The sequence below is a fragment of the Thiothrix subterranea genome (genome assembly GCF_016772315.1).
Classification (GTDB): domain Bacteria; phylum Pseudomonadota; class Gammaproteobacteria; order Thiotrichales; family Thiotrichaceae; genus Thiothrix; species Thiothrix subterranea.
The window spans coordinates 2,906,428-2,923,326 of sequence record NZ_CP053482.1 but is presented as its reverse complement, the minus strand read 5'-3'; the positions used below and the strand labels follow the sequence as shown (position 1 = coordinate 2,923,326).

The 16,899-nt window shown below is 48.2% G+C and carries 19 protein-coding genes; 12 read left to right on the top strand and 7 right to left on the bottom strand.

Annotated features, from left to right (window positions below; genetic code table 11):
• The first annotated feature begins 7 nt into the window (after positions 1 to 7).
• The gene (locus HMY34_RS14515; RefSeq protein WP_202716165.1) at positions 8 to 586 is read left to right on the top strand and encodes a Uma2 family endonuclease; all 579 of its coding nucleotides are present in this window, start codon (positions 8 to 10) and stop codon (positions 584 to 586) included.
• Positions 587 to 594: 8 nt separating this feature from the next.
• On the opposite strand, the gene HMY34_RS14510 is transcribed toward HMY34_RS14515, so the two are convergent.
• The 4 genes from HMY34_RS14510 to HMY34_RS14495 all read right to left on the bottom strand — a co-directional run bounded on the left by HMY34_RS14510 (position 595) and on the right by HMY34_RS14495 (position 1,846).
• Entirely contained in the window at positions 595 to 972 is a 378-nt protein-coding gene (locus HMY34_RS14510) for a type II toxin-antitoxin system VapC family toxin (protein WP_202716164.1), read from the bottom strand.
• A complete protein-coding gene (locus HMY34_RS14505) occupies positions 969 to 1,175 on the bottom strand; it encodes an AbrB/MazE/SpoVT family DNA-binding domain-containing protein (RefSeq protein WP_202716163.1) in 207 nt (68 codons plus the stop codon). The genes HMY34_RS14510 and HMY34_RS14505 overlap by 4 nt, the downstream gene beginning before the upstream one ends.
• Before the next feature lie 145 nt (positions 1,176 to 1,320).
• Entirely contained in the window at positions 1,321 to 1,575 is a 255-nt protein-coding gene (locus tag HMY34_RS14500) for a BrnA antitoxin family protein (RefSeq protein ID WP_228287871.1), read from the bottom strand.
• A complete protein-coding gene (locus tag HMY34_RS14495) occupies positions 1,556 to 1,846 on the bottom strand; it encodes a BrnT family toxin (RefSeq protein WP_202716161.1) in 291 nt (96 codons plus the stop codon). The genes HMY34_RS14500 and HMY34_RS14495 overlap by 20 nt, the downstream gene beginning before the upstream one ends.
• Positions 1,847 to 2,077: 231 nt before the next feature.
• On the opposite strand from HMY34_RS14495, the gene HMY34_RS14490 reads away from it, so the two are divergent.
• The 5 genes from HMY34_RS14490 (at position 2,078) to HMY34_RS14470 (ending at position 6,014) form a co-directional block, all read left to right on the top strand.
• The gene (locus HMY34_RS14490) at positions 2,078 to 2,545 is read left to right on the top strand and encodes a pilin (RefSeq protein WP_323127443.1); all 468 of its coding nucleotides are present in this window, start codon (positions 2,078 to 2,080) and stop codon (positions 2,543 to 2,545) included.
• 76 nt (positions 2,546 to 2,621) lie between these two features.
• On the top strand, positions 2,622 to 3,083 hold the full coding sequence (locus HMY34_RS14485) for a pilin (protein WP_202716160.1): 462 nt from the start codon (positions 2,622 to 2,624) through the stop codon (positions 3,081 to 3,083).
• 354 nt (positions 3,084 to 3,437) lie between these two features.
• A complete protein-coding gene (locus tag HMY34_RS14480; protein WP_202716159.1) occupies positions 3,438 to 4,544 on the top strand; it encodes an O-antigen ligase family protein in 1,107 nt (368 codons plus the stop codon).
• Between the two features lie 18 nt (positions 4,545 to 4,562).
• Positions 4,563 to 5,330 (top strand): TfpX/TfpZ family type IV pilin accessory protein, encoded by a 768-nt coding sequence (gene tfpZ / locus HMY34_RS14475; protein WP_202716158.1) that lies wholly within the window; start codon positions 4,563 to 4,565, stop codon positions 5,328 to 5,330.
• A 306-nt stretch (positions 5,331 to 5,636) separates the two neighbouring features.
• Positions 5,637 to 6,014 carry an HVO_A0114 family putative DNA-binding protein gene (locus tag HMY34_RS14470; protein ID WP_202716157.1) on the top strand — a complete coding sequence of 126 codons (378 nt, stop codon included), beginning with the start codon at positions 5,637 to 5,639 and terminating at the stop codon, positions 6,012 to 6,014.
• 195 nt (positions 6,015 to 6,209) lie between these two features.
• Here HMY34_RS14470 and HMY34_RS14465 read toward each other — a convergent pair whose 3' ends face one another.
• Positions 6,210 to 7,112 carry an Rpn family recombination-promoting nuclease/putative transposase gene (locus HMY34_RS14465; protein WP_202716156.1) on the bottom strand — a complete coding sequence of 301 codons (903 nt, stop codon included), beginning with the start codon at positions 7,110 to 7,112 and terminating at the stop codon, positions 6,210 to 6,212.
• 109 nt (positions 7,113 to 7,221) lie between these two features.
• On the opposite strand from HMY34_RS14465, the gene HMY34_RS14460 reads away from it, so the two are divergent.
• The 4 genes from HMY34_RS14460 (at position 7,222) to HMY34_RS14445 (ending at position 12,814) form a co-directional block, all read left to right on the top strand.
• Positions 7,222 to 8,778, top strand: a complete 1,557-nt coding sequence (locus HMY34_RS14460) for a PD-(D/E)XK nuclease domain-containing ATP-binding protein (protein ID WP_202716155.1) — start codon at positions 7,222 to 7,224, stop codon at positions 8,776 to 8,778.
• Between the two features lie 80 nt (positions 8,779 to 8,858).
• Positions 8,859 to 10,580: a type IV-A pilus assembly ATPase PilB gene (pilB, locus tag HMY34_RS14455; RefSeq protein WP_202716154.1), complete on the top strand. Its 1,722-nt coding sequence runs from the start codon at positions 8,859 to 8,861 to the stop codon at positions 10,578 to 10,580.
• Between the two features lie 93 nt (positions 10,581 to 10,673).
• Entirely contained in the window at positions 10,674 to 11,924 is a 1,251-nt protein-coding gene (locus HMY34_RS14450; protein ID WP_202716153.1) for a type II secretion system F family protein, read from the top strand.
• Between the two features lie 14 nt (positions 11,925 to 11,938).
• Positions 11,939 to 12,814, top strand: coding sequence for a prepilin peptidase (locus HMY34_RS14445; RefSeq protein WP_202716152.1), 876 nt, complete (start codon positions 11,939 to 11,941; stop codon positions 12,812 to 12,814).
• Between the two features lie 4 nt (positions 12,815 to 12,818).
• Here the strand turns inward: HMY34_RS14445 and HMY34_RS14440 are convergent, their stop codons facing one another.
• Entirely contained in the window at positions 12,819 to 13,214 is a 396-nt protein-coding gene (locus tag HMY34_RS14440; protein WP_202716151.1) for a hypothetical protein, read from the bottom strand.
• Between the two features lie 84 nt (positions 13,215 to 13,298).
• Here HMY34_RS14440 and ubiE point away from each other — a divergent pair, with 84 nt between their 5' ends.
• On the top strand, positions 13,299 to 14,051 hold the full coding sequence (gene ubiE, locus HMY34_RS14435) for a bifunctional demethylmenaquinone methyltransferase/2-methoxy-6-polyprenyl-1,4-benzoquinol methylase UbiE (protein ID WP_202716150.1): 753 nt from the start codon (positions 13,299 to 13,301) through the stop codon (positions 14,049 to 14,051).
• Here ubiE and opgC read toward each other — a convergent pair.
• Positions 13,997 to 15,178 carry an OpgC domain-containing protein gene (gene opgC, locus HMY34_RS14430; protein WP_202716149.1) on the bottom strand — a complete coding sequence of 394 codons (1,182 nt, stop codon included), beginning with the start codon at positions 15,176 to 15,178 and terminating at the stop codon, positions 13,997 to 13,999. The two genes, ubiE and opgC, sit on opposite strands and share 55 nt — an antisense overlap.
• A gap of 190 nt (positions 15,179 to 15,368) precedes the next feature.
• Between opgC and HMY34_RS14425 the strand changes: the two genes are divergently transcribed.
• Positions 15,369 to 16,895, top strand: a complete 1,527-nt coding sequence (locus tag HMY34_RS14425; RefSeq protein ID WP_202716148.1) for an OpgD/OpgG family glucan biosynthesis protein — start codon at positions 15,369 to 15,371, stop codon at positions 16,893 to 16,895.
• The last annotated feature ends 4 nt before the right edge of the window (positions 16,896 to 16,899 follow it).

The window sequence follows — 16,899 nt, the reverse complement described above, 5'->3', positions numbered from 1 at the left end:
TTCGCACATGGGTTACGCACTACTGCAAGACAATTACCTCACGCCTGAAGAATATTTGGAAGGTGAGCAATTTGCCATTGAGAAATCAGAATACGTTCGCGGCGAAGTTTACGCGATGGCGGGAGCTTCTGACCGGCATGTTAAAGTCAGCGGCAATGCTTACGCATTAATCAAAATGCACCTGCGCGGCTCTGGGTGCAGCACGTATATTGCGGATATGAAGGTACGCATTGCGGCAGATGATACCTTTTTCTACCCTGATGTGATGGTAACGTGCGAGCCTTCCGATCAATTGGCGGAACGGGATTATGCCAAACATCACCCCAAGCTGATTATCGAGGTGCTTTCTCCTTCAACCGAGGATAAAGACCGGGGCAGTAAATTCATCAGCTACCGCAAACTGGCGAGTTTGCAGGAATATTTGCTGATTGACCCCCGCAAGTATTATGTGGAACTGTTCCGCCGCCAGAATGAGGATGAATGGGTGCTCATGACGCGCAGCGGTGCTGAGGCAAACTTGACCTTGAATAGCATTGGGTTGACGTGTTGTTTGGCGGATTTTTATGATGATGTGCGGTTTGACTAAAATGTGGCTTAAACTGACTTTTTGAAATACTGCACACCATCGATACCTTCAAAATCATTATCCTGTGTCAATAGTTCCGCTCCATTTGCACGGGCAGTTGCCAAAATAATGCTATCAGCCATTGGCAGCTTCTTTTCATGCGACAATTTTGCGGCAGACAGTGCCAATGAAACATCTAGATCAACAACATTACCCTGCACCATGATGGCAACTGCCTGTAAAGCCGCATCTTCACCTTGTTGCTGCAAAATTCGCTTAAACACCTCAAATACACTGATACTGGGTACAACTAATTCATCGGTGTTTTCGATAGCAGCCGCAAAAGCGTCTGCGTTGTTGCTATCGGCAAGATATTCTAACCAGCCAGAAGAATCGACAACTTTCATACGCGGTCGCCCTCACGTTCAATACTGGTATTAATTCCACGTAGGAAGCCGCGTAACTGCCGCGCCACCTTAAATGGAATTAGTTCAATGCGATTGCCATAACGCAATACCTGCATTTTCTGCCCCGGCTGTATGCCCATCGGCTCGCGAATCATACGAGGTATGACCACCTGAAATTTTGGGGAAACGGTTGCTGTTTGCATAATATCTCATCCATCAAGTAAACGTTATACAGTATAGCAATGGATAGTGAATTTGTAAGCCGATTATGCATTGGTAGAGCTGATTTGTTCAATTGCCTCATCTGGCATTGCGACTAGCGCCTTGGATCGCTATTTGCTCATCTGCCTACGCTGCCTGCTGCATTGCCTGGCGGAGCACTTGGTTTAGCCGCGTTTGGTAGCCTGCGCCGCTGGATTGCAGCCATGCCAGAATGTCTGCATCAATCCGCACCGTGACTTGTTTCTTGATCGGACGGTAAAATTTGCCAACCACGGCATTTTTCCACATGGCTTCGGTGGTTTCTGGAATATCGCTGAAGTCAATTTCTTCATCAGGCATATTTACCAGATATTCCCATTCTTTATCCGCTTTGGTATTCATAAAATCTCCTTTCATGCTTGGTAGCCTTTCGTGCCGATATGATGTGAACGTGTATCACATCACCTTCCCATAATGTGTGTGCAACTAACAGCAGTGCTCGACCATCCACCATACCCAATGTCTGCCACCGCTCTTCACCATCCACCACCCTATCTTGAATGGAAACATGCAATGGGTCAAAAAATGCCTGCTGAGCTTTCTCAAAACTGAGATGGTGCTTGCGCAAGTTGCGTTCTTCCTTATCTTTACGCCAAGTGAACTGGAACTCCATCTCTATCCCCTTACGAAAACGTAGTTACATAATACATCAAAACCTCCCCTCTGTCACATTCCTCCTACCTGCCTGTCACATTCTGACAACCCCCTCCGCAAAACCACCGATCATCCCAGAAAACCAACCGCTAACACCCAAATGGCAGTTGGCACGTCTCCTGCATTACTCCTTACGTCTGAGGACATTAACCAAGCTCCTAACTAATCCTAACAATAAGGAATGATTCAAATGAGTATGAGAACAATGAAATCTAACGCACAAGCGGGTTTCACCTTAATCGAATTGATGATCGTCGTTGCCATCATCGGCATTTTGGCTGCGATTGCACTGCCTGCGTATCAAGATTACACCATCCGTGCAAAAGTCTCTGAAACCATGGGCTTTGGAGCAGCAGCAAAAACCACACTCGCAGAAGATTACTATGCTCGCGGTACAATGCCTGAATCTACTAATGACATCGTTGTCAAAACTAAAGCATCAATGGAAGCATCAAAATATATCAGTACGGCGGCATATACTAAGACGAGTGCCGATGTATCCTTATGGACTGTCACACTTGAGAATGTTGGAACACAAGCCAACACTGACACACTAATATTTGACTATGTTGGTAGTGCTGAAAAGTTAGATATGACTTGTGTCAATGGCACTTTGGATCAAAAATATCGTCCAGCTCAATGCCGTAATGGTAGCTAATATCTTGATAGCTTAAGCTTAAAACAAACCCGTCTAGTACGGGTTTGTTTCTTTTAACATTAGCAAAGCAATAGTCATGAAAAATAATAACAATAAAAAAGAGCGTGGTTTCACCCTTATTGAGTTAATGATCATTGTTACCATCATTGGAATCCTTGCTGCAATTGCTTTGCCTGCTTACCAAACCTATAGCATCCGCGCCAAGACTGCTGAGGCCATGCAATTTGCGGGCAGTGCAAAGATTACCATGTGGGAATCCTATTTCGGGAAAGGCACAATGCCAGATGACAATGCTACTATTATTGATGCTACGGAAAATAGTATGATTTCCTCCAAATTTATCAGCAATGCTATTTACACAAGAGAGGATGCAGACCATGCTAACATTGTCATTACATTTGAAAATATGAGTAGTTATGCAAATGGCAGCACATTAGTCTTTGATTTTTCTGCTATAGTAGGTAACATTGATTTTACGTGTACAGGTGGTACATTAGAACAAATTTACCGTCCATCATCTTGTCGCTCTGGCTCTTAATTATATTAATTCTATAAACTTTGATGTATCATGCTTACAATAATAAGAAATACAAGCATAATAACGCACCCTCTTAAAAGTCAACATTGGCTTTTTCTGATATTTTTGACTGGCGCCAGTCTACTGCCATTCTCAATGTCAAGCTCCTATCATGACTCACAACGTTTGATCATGGTCTTTGCACTGAGCATCATCAGCATTTACAACCTCATCAAGATAAAGAAACAACCAAAGATATTAACTATTGTGTTTTGTTTTTTGTTTATATGGGGAGGTATAATCACATTAAATTCCTTATCTATTGAGTGGTCTGTTATCGAGCTCTTTTTATTTACGATATTAGCCATTACGATCATGACTACTAATTATGATGATAATCACCTCACAATAAGACTTTTGGCATTAACATTTGCCTTAGCACAAGCTCTTTATATTATAAGAAGCTTTCTTAACTATAGTTTTATTATTGTCAGCCAAGACAAATTAGATGTTTGGAATGTAATTGATGGGTTTTCAAATATTCGATTTTATGCGCAATTCTTGAGCTGGACACTTCCATTCATATTAGCTTACGCCTATATCGACACCAAAGAAAAATACCGAAAACTGCTACTCTCCATCGTTATTGCTAGTTGGATATTAGTATTAATGAGCGGCACACGCGCATTTATTCTTGGTATTCTATTTAGCATTATTGCCGTAGCATGGTTTACACCTAGACTTTGGATTAGTTATACAAAGGGAGTGCTCTTCACTGGATTGATTGGCTTATTAGGCTATTTTTTATTGATATATTTATTGCCCGCGTTAATTGGATTGGATAATAGCGCCGCACTCGATAGTACGACCAATCGTGATTTCATGAATTCTAGTGGTAGAATAGTCATCTGGCAGGATACACTCACAATAATTATAAATCATCCATTAATGGGAATTGGTCCAATGATGACAGCAATGGAGGGCGTTTTAGATAAAGTTGCACACCCTCACAACTTCCCTTTGCAATTAGCCGCAGAATGGGGAATTCCTTTTGCAACTGTTATTTTTCTGTCACTTTTTTGTGCTAATTTTCAGTGGCGGAATGCTATCAAAAAATCACCCGAACACCGTGAATCATTAGCACTTCCCATTACGGCAGCCACAAGTTCCGCGATGTCAGCCAGTTTAGTAGATGGCATTATCGTCATGCCAGTCAGTTTATTATACATGGCAGTTATTGTGGGGATTGGCTTTTCATTGTGGCGACAATGGTCCCAATCTAATGATTGGGTAAAAATACCAAAAACAGTAGCCTATTTCTTGATTATCATACCGCTATCGCTTTCCCTGATAACCATCATGCAATGGCAAAAGCTATCAAATGATCATAGCTTATCTAATAGGTTAGAACCAAGATTTTGGGTTGATGGGAAAATCAGAAATAACAATAAAACTTCAAGTAATAATTTTTTTGATGAATAACATAATAGGAGGCATCGTATGTTGATTACAAAACTTAAAGCATCACTGCTTCATTTACTCATTAGCGCCATTGTTGTCAGTTGTTTCGCAGGATTTGCACTGTTGATTTGGTATCCATCGCCGTTTCTACAAATATCGGGAATATTATCAATTCTGTTAATATTGGTGAGCGTCGATTTGATTTTAGGCCCATTGTTAACATTCATCATTTACAGACCAAAAAAACCAAAACTAGCTATGGATTTAGCCTTTATTGGTATAGTACAAATCGCCGCACTAGGCTACGGCATGTACACCATTCACCAAGGTCATCCCGCTTATATCGCCTACACGGTTGATCGTTTCACCTTAATCAATATCGCAGATGTTAACCCATTGGATGCCAAACACACCGATTTACAAGCCTCTGGCTGGTGGAAGCCCATTACGGTATATAGCCAACCGCCCACTGATCCGTCAGAAAAAGAGCGGCTCATTTTTGAAGTATTAGAAGGCAAACCTGACATTGATGCACGCCCAGAGTATTATGAACCTTTCGATAAATTTGCCAACAAGGTTATGCAAAAGGGTTTAACAGCACAACAACTCAGCAGTACGCCAGAAAGTAATCAAAAACTGGAGGTATTTATCGCTAAACACGGTAAGACCACCAACGATTACGCTTATCTACCACTGGTTGGCAAAGAGAAAGACGTGCTATGGGTATGGGATAAAGCCACCGAACAACCCGTTGGCACATTAGACATCGACCCGTGGCGTTTATCGAATGTCGCCACTAATGGCTAAAAAGCCAACCGCTCAGCAGGGCAAGGCTAGAATGCCCATGTCCTGCTGCTAAACTCAAGCGATGCAAACCAAAGACATCACCAGAAAGCAACTCCTCAAACGCATGGCAGCCGACCTCGCCAATCTGCTGCTCAAGCACTAAAAATTGCGATCTGTACGCTTATACTGTTATCATCCAATCATAACCCAAGGACGATTCGCCATGCCCACACAGCAACACAATGAGGATAAAGGTTTAGAAACCTTGCTCTTGCTGAATGGTGAGATATTTCCAATGGACAACGGCTAGATGGGCGAGGCATAAACATGACAAACAAAATTCTCAATATCGGCATTATGTCACGACTGGATTACATCCAACGTACTATCGCCATCGCCAAAGGTGACTATCAACCGCTACCCGATGAACCTAAAATATGGTTTGAGTCTGTAAAATCCATGGCGCAAGTATTGAGCGATGAAAACCAAGCATTGCTGGATTTAATCATACGCCATCAACCCCAGTCCCTAAGCGAACTAGAACAACTTTCCCACCGCAAAAAACCCAACCTGTCACGCACATTAAAAACCCTAGAACGTTACGGCGTGGTCGAGTTGCACAAGCAAGCCGGAAAGCTTGCCCCAACGGTCAAGGCAACCGATTTTCGTGTCCAGTTTGGTTTGCACCACGGCAACGCTGCCTAAAACAGCGGCTCCGTACCAATCAATTACCCAAAGTAGCAGCCAACCGCTAATACCAACCGCTCAGCAGGGCAAGGCTAGAATGCTGATGTCCTGCTGCTAAACTCAAGCGATGCAAACCAAAGACATCACCAGCAAGCAACTCCTCAGTCGAAGAACGCCACTCTGATCTCGTCGTCCACGCCCAACTTCCGACGACTACTCCGCCATCACTTGCTGCACAAAATCGACCGATAGATTCAACGTATCAGCGATAAATGCCGCATCCAAACCCTTGGCAGACAAAGCAAGAATAACCTTGCGTTGCTCCTCCTGTTTACCACGCTCAACCCCGATGCTGATACCTTCTTCGCGTCCCTCCTCTCGTCCCTCTTCCCAGCCTTCTTCCCGCGCGGTGTCCGTCACATTTTTGAGATCACGGTAATATTTAAGGCTGTCTTCGTAGGCTTGGCGCTCCGCCGGATTGAAACAAGCAATCTGTGCCGCTTCAAACAGTTTGAGAAAAACTGCACCCTGCAATACGGGCGGAATTTCCTGCAATTCGTGTAAATGCTTAAAAATGTAAAACCACTTATCCTGATCCGTTTGCAACTCCGTCAGTGTCTTCTGAAAATACGGCAACGTCAGATAAATGAAAGTTAATTTATCGTAAAAAACATGCCCGCTCTGATTCTTGAGCTGAATAAAATGCATCACTGGCTTTTCTGCTGCTTCCCGATCTTCCTCAAACGTAAAGTCCAGAATACCAACCGTATACACCGCCGCCAGCTTGTAATCCCAATCCCCCCGTTGCGCCTGCTCCTGAATCGGAAAGGTGGCGTAATACAAGCTACGGTCTTTAAAATAATTCTGTTTGGCTTTCTGCAATTCGACAATGAAGCGCTCACCCGTCAAGCTAACACAGCTCAAATCGAAAATAGCTTTACGGTCGAGAATGCTCGCCCCTTGCTGTTCATTACGGGTATATTGCAAATCCTGAATCTGGTGTTTTTCAGGCAATAAAGTATTAAGAAAACTGATCAACAGCTCCTTGTGTGGTTCTTCCCCGAACAGCTTCTTAAAACCAAAATCGGTAAAGGGATTAACGTACTTGTCCTGCATGACAACGACCATAAATGATGACGACAAAACAAGTGTAGCAGACCACCCAAAACCGTACCGCAAGAACTGTGCTATGCTTTTCCCATGCACTTTCCACAGCGGACTTCCCATGTTGCAAAAACTCCCCGTCGGCATCCAAACCTTTGAAGAAATCATCGGCAAGGACTACCTATACATCGACAAAACCGAAGCCATCCACCGCCTGATTGCCAGCGGCAAATACTACTTCCTCTCGCGCCCGCGCCGCTTCGGAAAATCGCTGACACTCTCCACCCTCAATGCCATTTTCAGCGGCAAACGCGACCTGTTCAAAGGTTTATGGATTGAAAACCAATGGGATTGGGATAACAAGCATCCGGTGGTACACCTATCTTTTAGCAGTATTGGTTATCGAGAAATTGGCTTAGAACAAGCTATCCGCCAAGAACTGAACAAGATCGGGGCAATAGGAGGTATAACATTCCCACAGCAAGCCAGCATCGCGTTGATGTTTCGCCAACTGTTGGAGCAGCTAGCACGACAACACGGCAAAAAAGTTGTCCTACTCATCGACGAATACGACAAGCCGCTGATTGACTACCTCGATGACATCCCACAAGCTCGAACCAATCAACAGGTGATGAAAACCTTTTACTCGGTCATCAAAGACAGCGACCCCTATCTGGAATTTCTACTCATCACGGGTGTTTCTAAATTCAGCAAAGTCTCGGTATTTTCCGACCTGAACAACCTCTACGACCTAACCTTAGACCACAAAGCCGCCACCCTAGTCGGCTACACCCAAGCCGAGCTGGAACATTATTTCGCCCCCTATTTCCCTGCCGCTGAACAACGTCTGAAACTCAGCCGTGCAGAATTGCTGGAAAAACTACGCCGCTGGTACAACGGCTACTCGTGGGATAACGAAAACTTCGTCTACAACCCGTATTCCATCCTCAGTTTTTTCAGCGCCAATGCGTTTCGCAACTTCTGGTTTGAATCCGGCACGCCCACGTTCTTGATCAAACTGATGCGGCGCGACTGGCTCTATCAATTCGACAACCTCGAACTGAGCGAACGCGCCTTTTCCAGTTACGACATTGAATATCTGGAAACCTTGCCAATCTTATTCCAAACCGGCTATTTGACGATCAAAGGTATCGACGAACACAACCTCTACCGCCTCGACTACCCTAACGCTGAAGTCAAAGAAGCCCTACTGGAATACATGATCAGCAACCTGCGGCATGAGCAAACCGCACTCGGCACCCCCTTGGTTGTGCATTTACACAAGGCATTCCAAGCCAATGACCTTGAACAAGTCATCGACATCATCAAAAGCATCTTCAAAAAAATCCCCTCGCAAATTTTCATCAAAGAAGCCGAAGCCTACTACCACAGCCTGATTTATCTGGTGTTTTTCTATCTGGGGCAATACACCGAAGCCGAAGTCAACGACAGCACCGGGCGCATTGATTGCGTAGTCAAAACCCCCACGCACATCTACATTATCGAATTCAAGCTCAATAAAAATGCCAAAACCGCGCTCAAGCAGATAAAAGACAAGGACTATGCAGGCGCGTATCGTACTGATCCACGCCCTAAAGTGCTGTTAGGCATCAACTTTAGCAGCAAAGCCAAAACGGTGGATGATTGGGTCACAGAACTGGCAGCCAGCAGCGCTTAAAGAAATTCATGTTATAGACACTTTCAACGCGCTATCATGTAGTTCTATTTATTCTAATAATGACAAGATAGTTTTTATCCATGATTCCGCTGACTTCTTCCATCCCCTTACCGGGGTTAGCCAGACAATTAGTTGTGCAAGACTTGCTCGACAAAGAGTCGGCGACGCAAGCCGTGCAGAAAGCGCGCGCGGAAAAAGTCTCGCTGGTGGAATGGATGATCCGCTCACGCATCGTATCCACCAAAGACGTCGCCTACGCTGCCAGCCTCGAATACGGCCTCAGCATGGTCGACCTCGACCAAATCAGCATTCCGCCGCCGATTGCAGCCTTGCTCAGCCCAGAGCAGATGCGCAAACTCAACCTGATTCCCCTCTATCAGCGCGGCAAAAATCTCATGGTGGGCTTGGCTGACCCCACGTATTTGACCAATTTGGATGATGTCAAATTTGCCACCGGCTTAATCCCCGAACCCGTTTTTGTGGAATTCGACAAGCTGCAACGCTACATCAGCAGCGACGACGGCATGAGTGGGCACGCCGCCCAACCCCACAGCGGCAAAGCCTCTCCCACTGCCGCGCCGGTAGCCGCAGCCAAAGAAATATCCCTAGACGTCCGCGATCTCAAAACCAAAGATGACGAAGATCCCGCCGTCATTGAATTCGTCGACAAGCTATTAGCCCACGGCATTAAATCCAAAGCGTCAGATATTCACATTGAAATTTTTGAAAAAAACATGCGCATCCGCTACCGGATCGACGGCATTTTGCAAGTCGTTGCCACCCCACCCAACGATTCCGCCCAGCAATTAATTTCGCGCATCAAAGTACTGGCGCGGATGAATATTTCCGAACGCCGCGTCCCTCAAGACGGGCGCATCCGCTTTACGGTCAGCGACAAGCAAAAAATCGACTTTCGTGTCAACACCCTCCCCACCCTGTTCGGTGAAAAAGTGGTTATGCGGATACTCGACTCCTCCAACGCCACGCTAGGGGTAGAAAAGCTCGGTTTTGAACCCAAGCAACAACACGATTTCATGAAAGCGCTGGAAAAACCCGATGGCATGATTCTGGTCACAGGCCCGACGGGTAGCGGTAAAACCGTGACGCTGTACACCGGTTTAGGCATCCTCAACACCCCGGAAAAAAACATTTCCACTGCCGAAGACCCCGCCGAAATCAATATGCCCGGCGTGAATCAAGTCAACGTCAACGCCAAAGTCGGGCTGACCTTTGCCGAAGCTCTGCGCTCTTTTTTGCGTCAAGACCCGGACATCATCATGGTGGGGGAAATCCGCGACCTTGAAACCGCTGAAATTGCCATCAAAGCGGCACAAACCGGACACTTGGTGTTATCCACCTTGCACACCAATAGCGCCCCGGAAACCTTGACCCGTTTGATGAACATGGGCGTGCCGACGTTTAATATCGCCTCCTCCATTCACTTAATTATTGCCCAACGCCTTGCACGGCGCTTGTGTGAAAACTGCAAAAAACCCTCGGATGTACCCCGCGACGTCTTGCTGCAAATGGGCTTTCACCAAGAGGAAATTCCAGCACTCAAGCTGTATGAGCCTTGCGGCTGTTCAGAATGTTCGCGCGGCTACAAAGGGCGGGTAGGTATTTACCAAGTCATGCCGATTTCCGCCGAAATGGGGCGCATGATTATGAATGGCAGCAACTCGCTGGAAATCGCTGAACAATCCCTCAAAGAAGGCATTGCGGATTTACGCCGTTCCGCGCTCAACAAAGTGCGCCAAGGTGTCACCTCGTTGGCTGAATTGGAGCGCGTCACCTCAGACTAAGCCTGTAACGACCACTTATCCCACCGGATGCAGTTCCACCGCCTGTGCGTGTTAGACTGGCAATAATCACAAAAATAACGCAGAGCCACGGATATGCAAAGCAACACCTTGAAAAAACCGGTAGCAGGCAAAAAACCTGCCCCCAGCGAAGCACAAGCCATTTACAAGTGGGAAGGCGTTAACCGCAATGGCGTAAAAATGCGCGGTGAAACCGAAGCCGTGAACCCCAACTGGTTACGCGCTGAACTGCGACGCAAAGGCATTAATCCGGGGCGTATCTACCGCAAACCCAAACCCTTGTTCAAAGCCGCCATCAAACCGGGGGATATTGCGCAATTTGCCCGCCAATTGACCACCATGATGCGTTCCGGCGTGCCCATGGTGCAATCCTTGGAACTGATGGCTTCCGGGGGCGATAACGCCTCGGTACGCGAATTGGTGAACAAATTACGTGCAGACATTGAAGGCGGTGCCAGTTTAGGTTCAGCGTTAGCCAAACACCCCAAGTATTTCGACAAACTTTTCGTCAACTTGGTGAAAGCGGGTGAACAGGCCGGTACGCTGGAAACCATGCTGGAAAAAGTCGCCACCTACAAAGAAAAAAGCGAAGCGCTCAAAGCCAAAGTCAAAAGCGCGATGATGTACCCGATTATCGTCGTGGTTGCCGCTGTGGTGGTGTCGGCCATCTTGCTCATCTGGGTTATTCCGCAGTTTAAGGAAGTGTTTAGCAGCTTTGGCGCAGACTTGCCTGCTTTCACGCTATTGGTCATTTCGTTTTCAGATTGGCTGGTCGCTAACTGGTGGCAACCCATTCTGATGTTTGTTGCAGTGGGAACCGGCTTCACCCAAGCGCGGCAACGCTCGCCAGCCTTTGACCGTTTCGTGGATAAAGCGTCGTTAAAAATCCCGATTATGGGTAATATCCTGAACTTGTCAGCAGTCGCCCGGTTTGCGCGTACCCTAGCCACCATGTTTGCGGCGGGTGTGCCGTTGGTGGAAGCGATGGATTCGGTGGCGGGCGCGACCGGCAATGCCTTGTATGAAGAAGCGTCGCGGCGGATTCAAGACGACACCGCTCGCGGGGTGCAATTGAATACCTCCATGCAAACCACGCAATTATTCCCGAATATGATGGTACAAATGACCCGTATCGGTGAAGAATCCGGGCGTTTGGAAGAAATGTTGGCAAAAGTAGCCGATTATTACGAAGCACAGGTTGACGGCTTGGTCGACACCTTGGCAAAACAAATTGAACCGCTGATCATGGCGGTATTGGGCGGTATTGTGGGCAGTTTGGTCATCGCCATGTACTTGCCCATCTTTAAACTTGGGGCTGTTGTTTAGGAACGCATACTCGCATGGAACTGATTTTTTTACTCAAAACCAGCCCTGTTTGGCTGATAAGCGTCGTGGGGCTATTTTCGCTATTGGTGGGCAGTTTTCTGAACGTGGTGATCTACCGCCTGCCCATCATGCTGGAACGCCAGTGGAAACAGGATTGTCACGAATGGCTGGATCAGCCGCCCGATAAGCTGGATACCGGCGATTTCAATCTGGTCGTGCCACGCTCACAATGCCCGACCTGTGGTCACAAAATCACGGCACTGGAAAACATTCCCGTGATCAGCTACGTATTTCTGCGCGGCAAATGTGCCGGTTGCAAGACGCCGATTTCCAGCCAATACCCGTTGGTGGAATTGGCAACGGCATTGCTGTCCATGTTGGTCGCTTGGCGCGTCGGTTATGGCGTTGAACTGGTGGCGTTGCTCGGCTTTACTTGGGTCTTGGTCGCGCTGTTTATGATTGACGCGCAAACCATGCTGCTGCCTGACATTCTGACGTATCCGCTGCTGTGGGCGGGTTTGCTGCTCAATATCAGTGGCACATTGGTGAATTTGCCGGATGCGGTCGTGGGCGCAGCTTTTGGTTATTTGGCGTTGTGGTCAGTGTTTCACCTGTTCCGACTGTTGACGGGCAAGGAAGGCATGGGGCATGGCGATTTCAAATTGCTGGCAGCACTCGGCGCATGGGGTGGCTGGCAAATTCTACCGTTTGTGATTTTTGCGTCATCCGCGTTTGGGGCGGTGTTTGGCATTTTGTGGATGCTGGCAAAAGGCAAACGCGAAAGCCTGCCCATGCCATTTGGCCCGTGGCTGGCAATGGCAGGCTTTGTGGCAATCGTATGGCGCGAGGCAATTTTGACCTGGATGAGCCGGATTTTCATCCCCTTCTAAACCACTAACGAATATAACGGCACATCGGTTGCGCTTGCCCCACAATCCGGTGAACACGCAGCGGCTGTTTGGCGGCGTGATGGCGTTGCGGCACGTAATAGGCGTGCATTTGCACCGGGCGTATCGGCACATGCGCTGCCTGATGCGGGCGTTGCATCCGCTGCGGTGTTACCCGTGCCGAACGCTGCCAGCCGGTTGCTTGGTGTGAATGCCGTTGCGTTCGTCCTTGGCTTACTTGGCATTGCTCACACGATAAGGTGGCGGTTTGATAATGCTTGACGACCCGCACTATCGGCTGGCTTTTATTGGCATGCACGGTGCGTGAATCATCCATTGACCACGCTTGTGCGGACGGCACGGCTAATACCGTCAAGCCCAAACCTGCTATTAACTTTTTCATCATCAGACTCCATGTAGAAATAACGTTTGCCTGTTACAATGTTCAAATAATTGAGTCACCTTGAACCACACGGAAACATGTCGCATGGCAGAACAGGAACAAACCACCCATTTCGGTTTTCAACAAGTACCCGTTACCGAGAAAGCTAGTCGGGTTGCCGGAGTATTTCATTCAGTAGCCGACAAGTACGACGTAATGAACGACGTAATGTCATTTGGCGTGCATCGCTTGTGGAAACGCTTCACGATTGATGCGGCAGGGGCGAAACGCGGCAACCGCGTATTGGACTTGGCAGGCGGCACCGGTGACTTAGCTTCGAAGTTTGCGCGGATAGTGGGCGATGATGGCGAAGTGATTCTTTCCGACATCAATGCGTCGATGCTGGAAAACGGGCGGGAACGCTTAACTGACATGGGAATTGGCGGCAATGTGCACTATGTGCAAGCCAATGCCGAGTGCTTGCCGTTTGCTGACAACCATTTCGACATTATTACCATCGCCTTCGGGCTGCGGAATGTGACGGATAAGGATAAAGCGTTGCGCTCCATGTATCGCGTATTGAAACCGGGCGGACGCTTGTTGGTGCTGGAATTTTCCAAGCCATCCGTCCCCGGTTTAGCGCCGATCTACGACCAGTATTCGTTCAAATTCCTGCCGATGATGGGCAAATTGATTGCGAATGATGCCGAAAGCTACCGTTATCTCGCGGAATCCATCCGTATGCACCCCGATCAAGCCACGCTCAAAGCCATGATGGACGCGGCAGGCTTTGAACGCACCACCTACACCAACATGACCGGTGGCATTGTAGCCTTGCACAAAGGCTTCAAATTCTGAGCCTGTTGTGCAGCTTGCTTCTTGCGCTGCAAATAGGCTTTATGCCACAGCGCAGGCAAGCTCAAACTGGCCAAAAACGCCACCAACACAAACCATTTCTGCTCATCCGTAAACGCCCATTCACCCCAGCGAAACGGAATGTAGCAATACAACACCACCAGATGATAAGCGAACACTTGCAAAGAATGCTGCCCTAAAAATCCTAGCCAACGCGCTGGTAAAGCCAACAGCTTCAACACGTTATAGCGCCGGTGTAACACAATCACCCCCGCAATCACGTACACAAACGCCAAGAAATTCGTCAACCGTAACCACGCCAAATTATCCCGTGCAATGTGGCGGTATTCCTGCAACCACGCTGTCACAGGCGACAAATCACGCTGAACATAGCCATGCCGTTGCAGATACAAGGCCACAATCACCACCAAACTGACCGACCACAACCAGCCGTTCACACGCGGTAACTCGTCCTTGCTGTTAAAACGCAAGACCCCCAACACCATGCCCAGCACAAAAATAAATTGCCAAGCCATGAAATCAAACGCACCGCCCCGCAACAACAAACCGTGCGGCAATAACCCCAACACATCATGCCCCCAGCCATATTGCGCTGCCAGCCAAAAACTGCCGCTGCCCAGCAACACCATCCCCACCCCAATGGCTTGGTATTGCAACATCAAGCGCAACCCGAACGGTGCTGCCAACATCAACACCACATACAGCGGCAACACATCCAGCATCGGTGGCTGATACACCAGTAACAGCGCCGATAACAAACCGCGTGCCGGTTCTGCCTGCATCTCATTGGCAAAGCTCGTCCAATACGCGCCCGACCATTGCGTTGCCACCGTGAACACAAATACCCCTAGCACCACCATCAGATGGTACTGGTAAATCACTGCCGCCCGCTGCCAAACCCGTTGTTCCAACACCAAGCCGCCCGCAACGTGATAACGGCTGTACACCAACGCCACCAACATGCCGGAGAGAAAGACAAAGCCTTCCGCCGCACTGACATACCCAGCAAACTCATACAAGTGCTGGAAAATCGGCTCACCAAAATGGTCAGCAGCCATAATGATCAACATCAAGCCTCTGAGTATATCCAGCGAAATATCACGCTTCATCGACGACGAATTCCTTGCCTTGCGGCATTGTTTGGGCTACGGGGCGCAACTATACGATCAAGCACGGATTCTGCCAATCATATACCGCTAGACGTCACTTAAATTCTGCTCTACTATTTCCCATCCAAGTCGCTTGGTCAATCTTGGCAACCTACTGAGCAATATAGCCTTCTTCGGTATCCCCACCATTATGAAATCTAACCTGCCTATTTGGCTCTTATCGTTTGTACTGCTAACCCTGAATAGCGTTAACGCTTACGCCGCTGACGGCTGTTTTGCACACGTCAAACAGGTGGCGGAACAACTTTCCAGCCAACCATTCAGCAAAACGCCCATGATGAAAGTGGATACGGGGCGGATCACCTATGACCACTATCAGCACATCAAGTTCAAAGGCAACCAAACCTTTTGGCGCGACGAAAAGCTACCGTTTCAACTCGAATTTATGCATCCGGGTATGCACTACATTCACCCCATCGAACTGTTTGCCTGGGAAGACGGCGCAGCGACCCCCATCAAATTTTCGCGCAAATACTATGACTACACCGAAGTCAAAGGCTTAAACCTCGAAAACGATGAACCCAATATGGGGTTTACCGGCTTTCGCATCCTCGCCAAACTCGGCGGCAAACATTCCAGTTACACCGAAGCGCTGGTGTTCCAAGGGGCAAGTTACTTCCGTGCACTGGGGCTGGATCAAAAATACGGCCTGTCCGCGCGCGGTCTTGCCATCAACACCTCGCTGGAAGGCAAAGAAGAATTTCCCGACTACACCAAATTCTGGCTGGAAAAACCGGCGAAAGATGCCGACACCTTGGTATTTTGCGCCCTGCTCGATTCGCCCTCGACCACGGGTGCGACCCGTTTTGTGCTGACCCCCGGCAACAGCACTGAGATGGAAGTCGAAACCCAGCTTTACCCACGCCAAGACATGACAGAAATCGGCATTGCGCCGCTGACCAGCATGTTCTTCCACGGTGAAAATTCCCAGCAACATTACGGCGATTACCGCCCTGAAGTGCACGATTCTGACGGCCTCATGATTCAGAAAGGCGACGAATGGGTGTGGCAACCGCTGTGGGAAGTGCCTTATTTCAACTTCCAATCCACGCCTATCGAAAAACTCAGCGGGTTTGGCTTGTTGCAACGTGATCGCGACTTCAACAATTATCAGGATCTGGAAGCCTGGTATCACGCCCGCCCCAGCGTCTGGATAGAACCGCTGGAAGATTGGGGCAAAGGCAGCGTGCAACTTTTACGTTTACACACCGAATCCGACATCGTGGATAACATCGTGGCATACTGGAAAAGTGATGCAGGCAACGCTTTCCGCCACCTGCACTACCGTATGTCTTGGCGTTCGGATGAACCACCCGCGCATACTTTAGGTAAAGTCGTGGCAACACGCGCAACCAATAAAGCCGTGGATGGCTTGCCCGGTCACAAAGGCCGTATTCGTTTTATTGTCGATTTCAATGATGTACCGAAACTGGATAAAATGCCGCAAGTAGAGTTAGTATTCAATGGCGCAGGCCAAACCAAACCAGCGGTCATCCAAGAGAACCCTTACGTAAAAGGCTGGCGGGTCATTGCGGCGGTATTCCCGGAAACGTGTGACAAACCCATGACCGCTACCATCCGCCTGACGGACGGCAGCAACCCTGTGAGCGAAACGTGGTCTTACCCTATTCCTGAGTCACTGTGCCTCGCACCCTGACCAG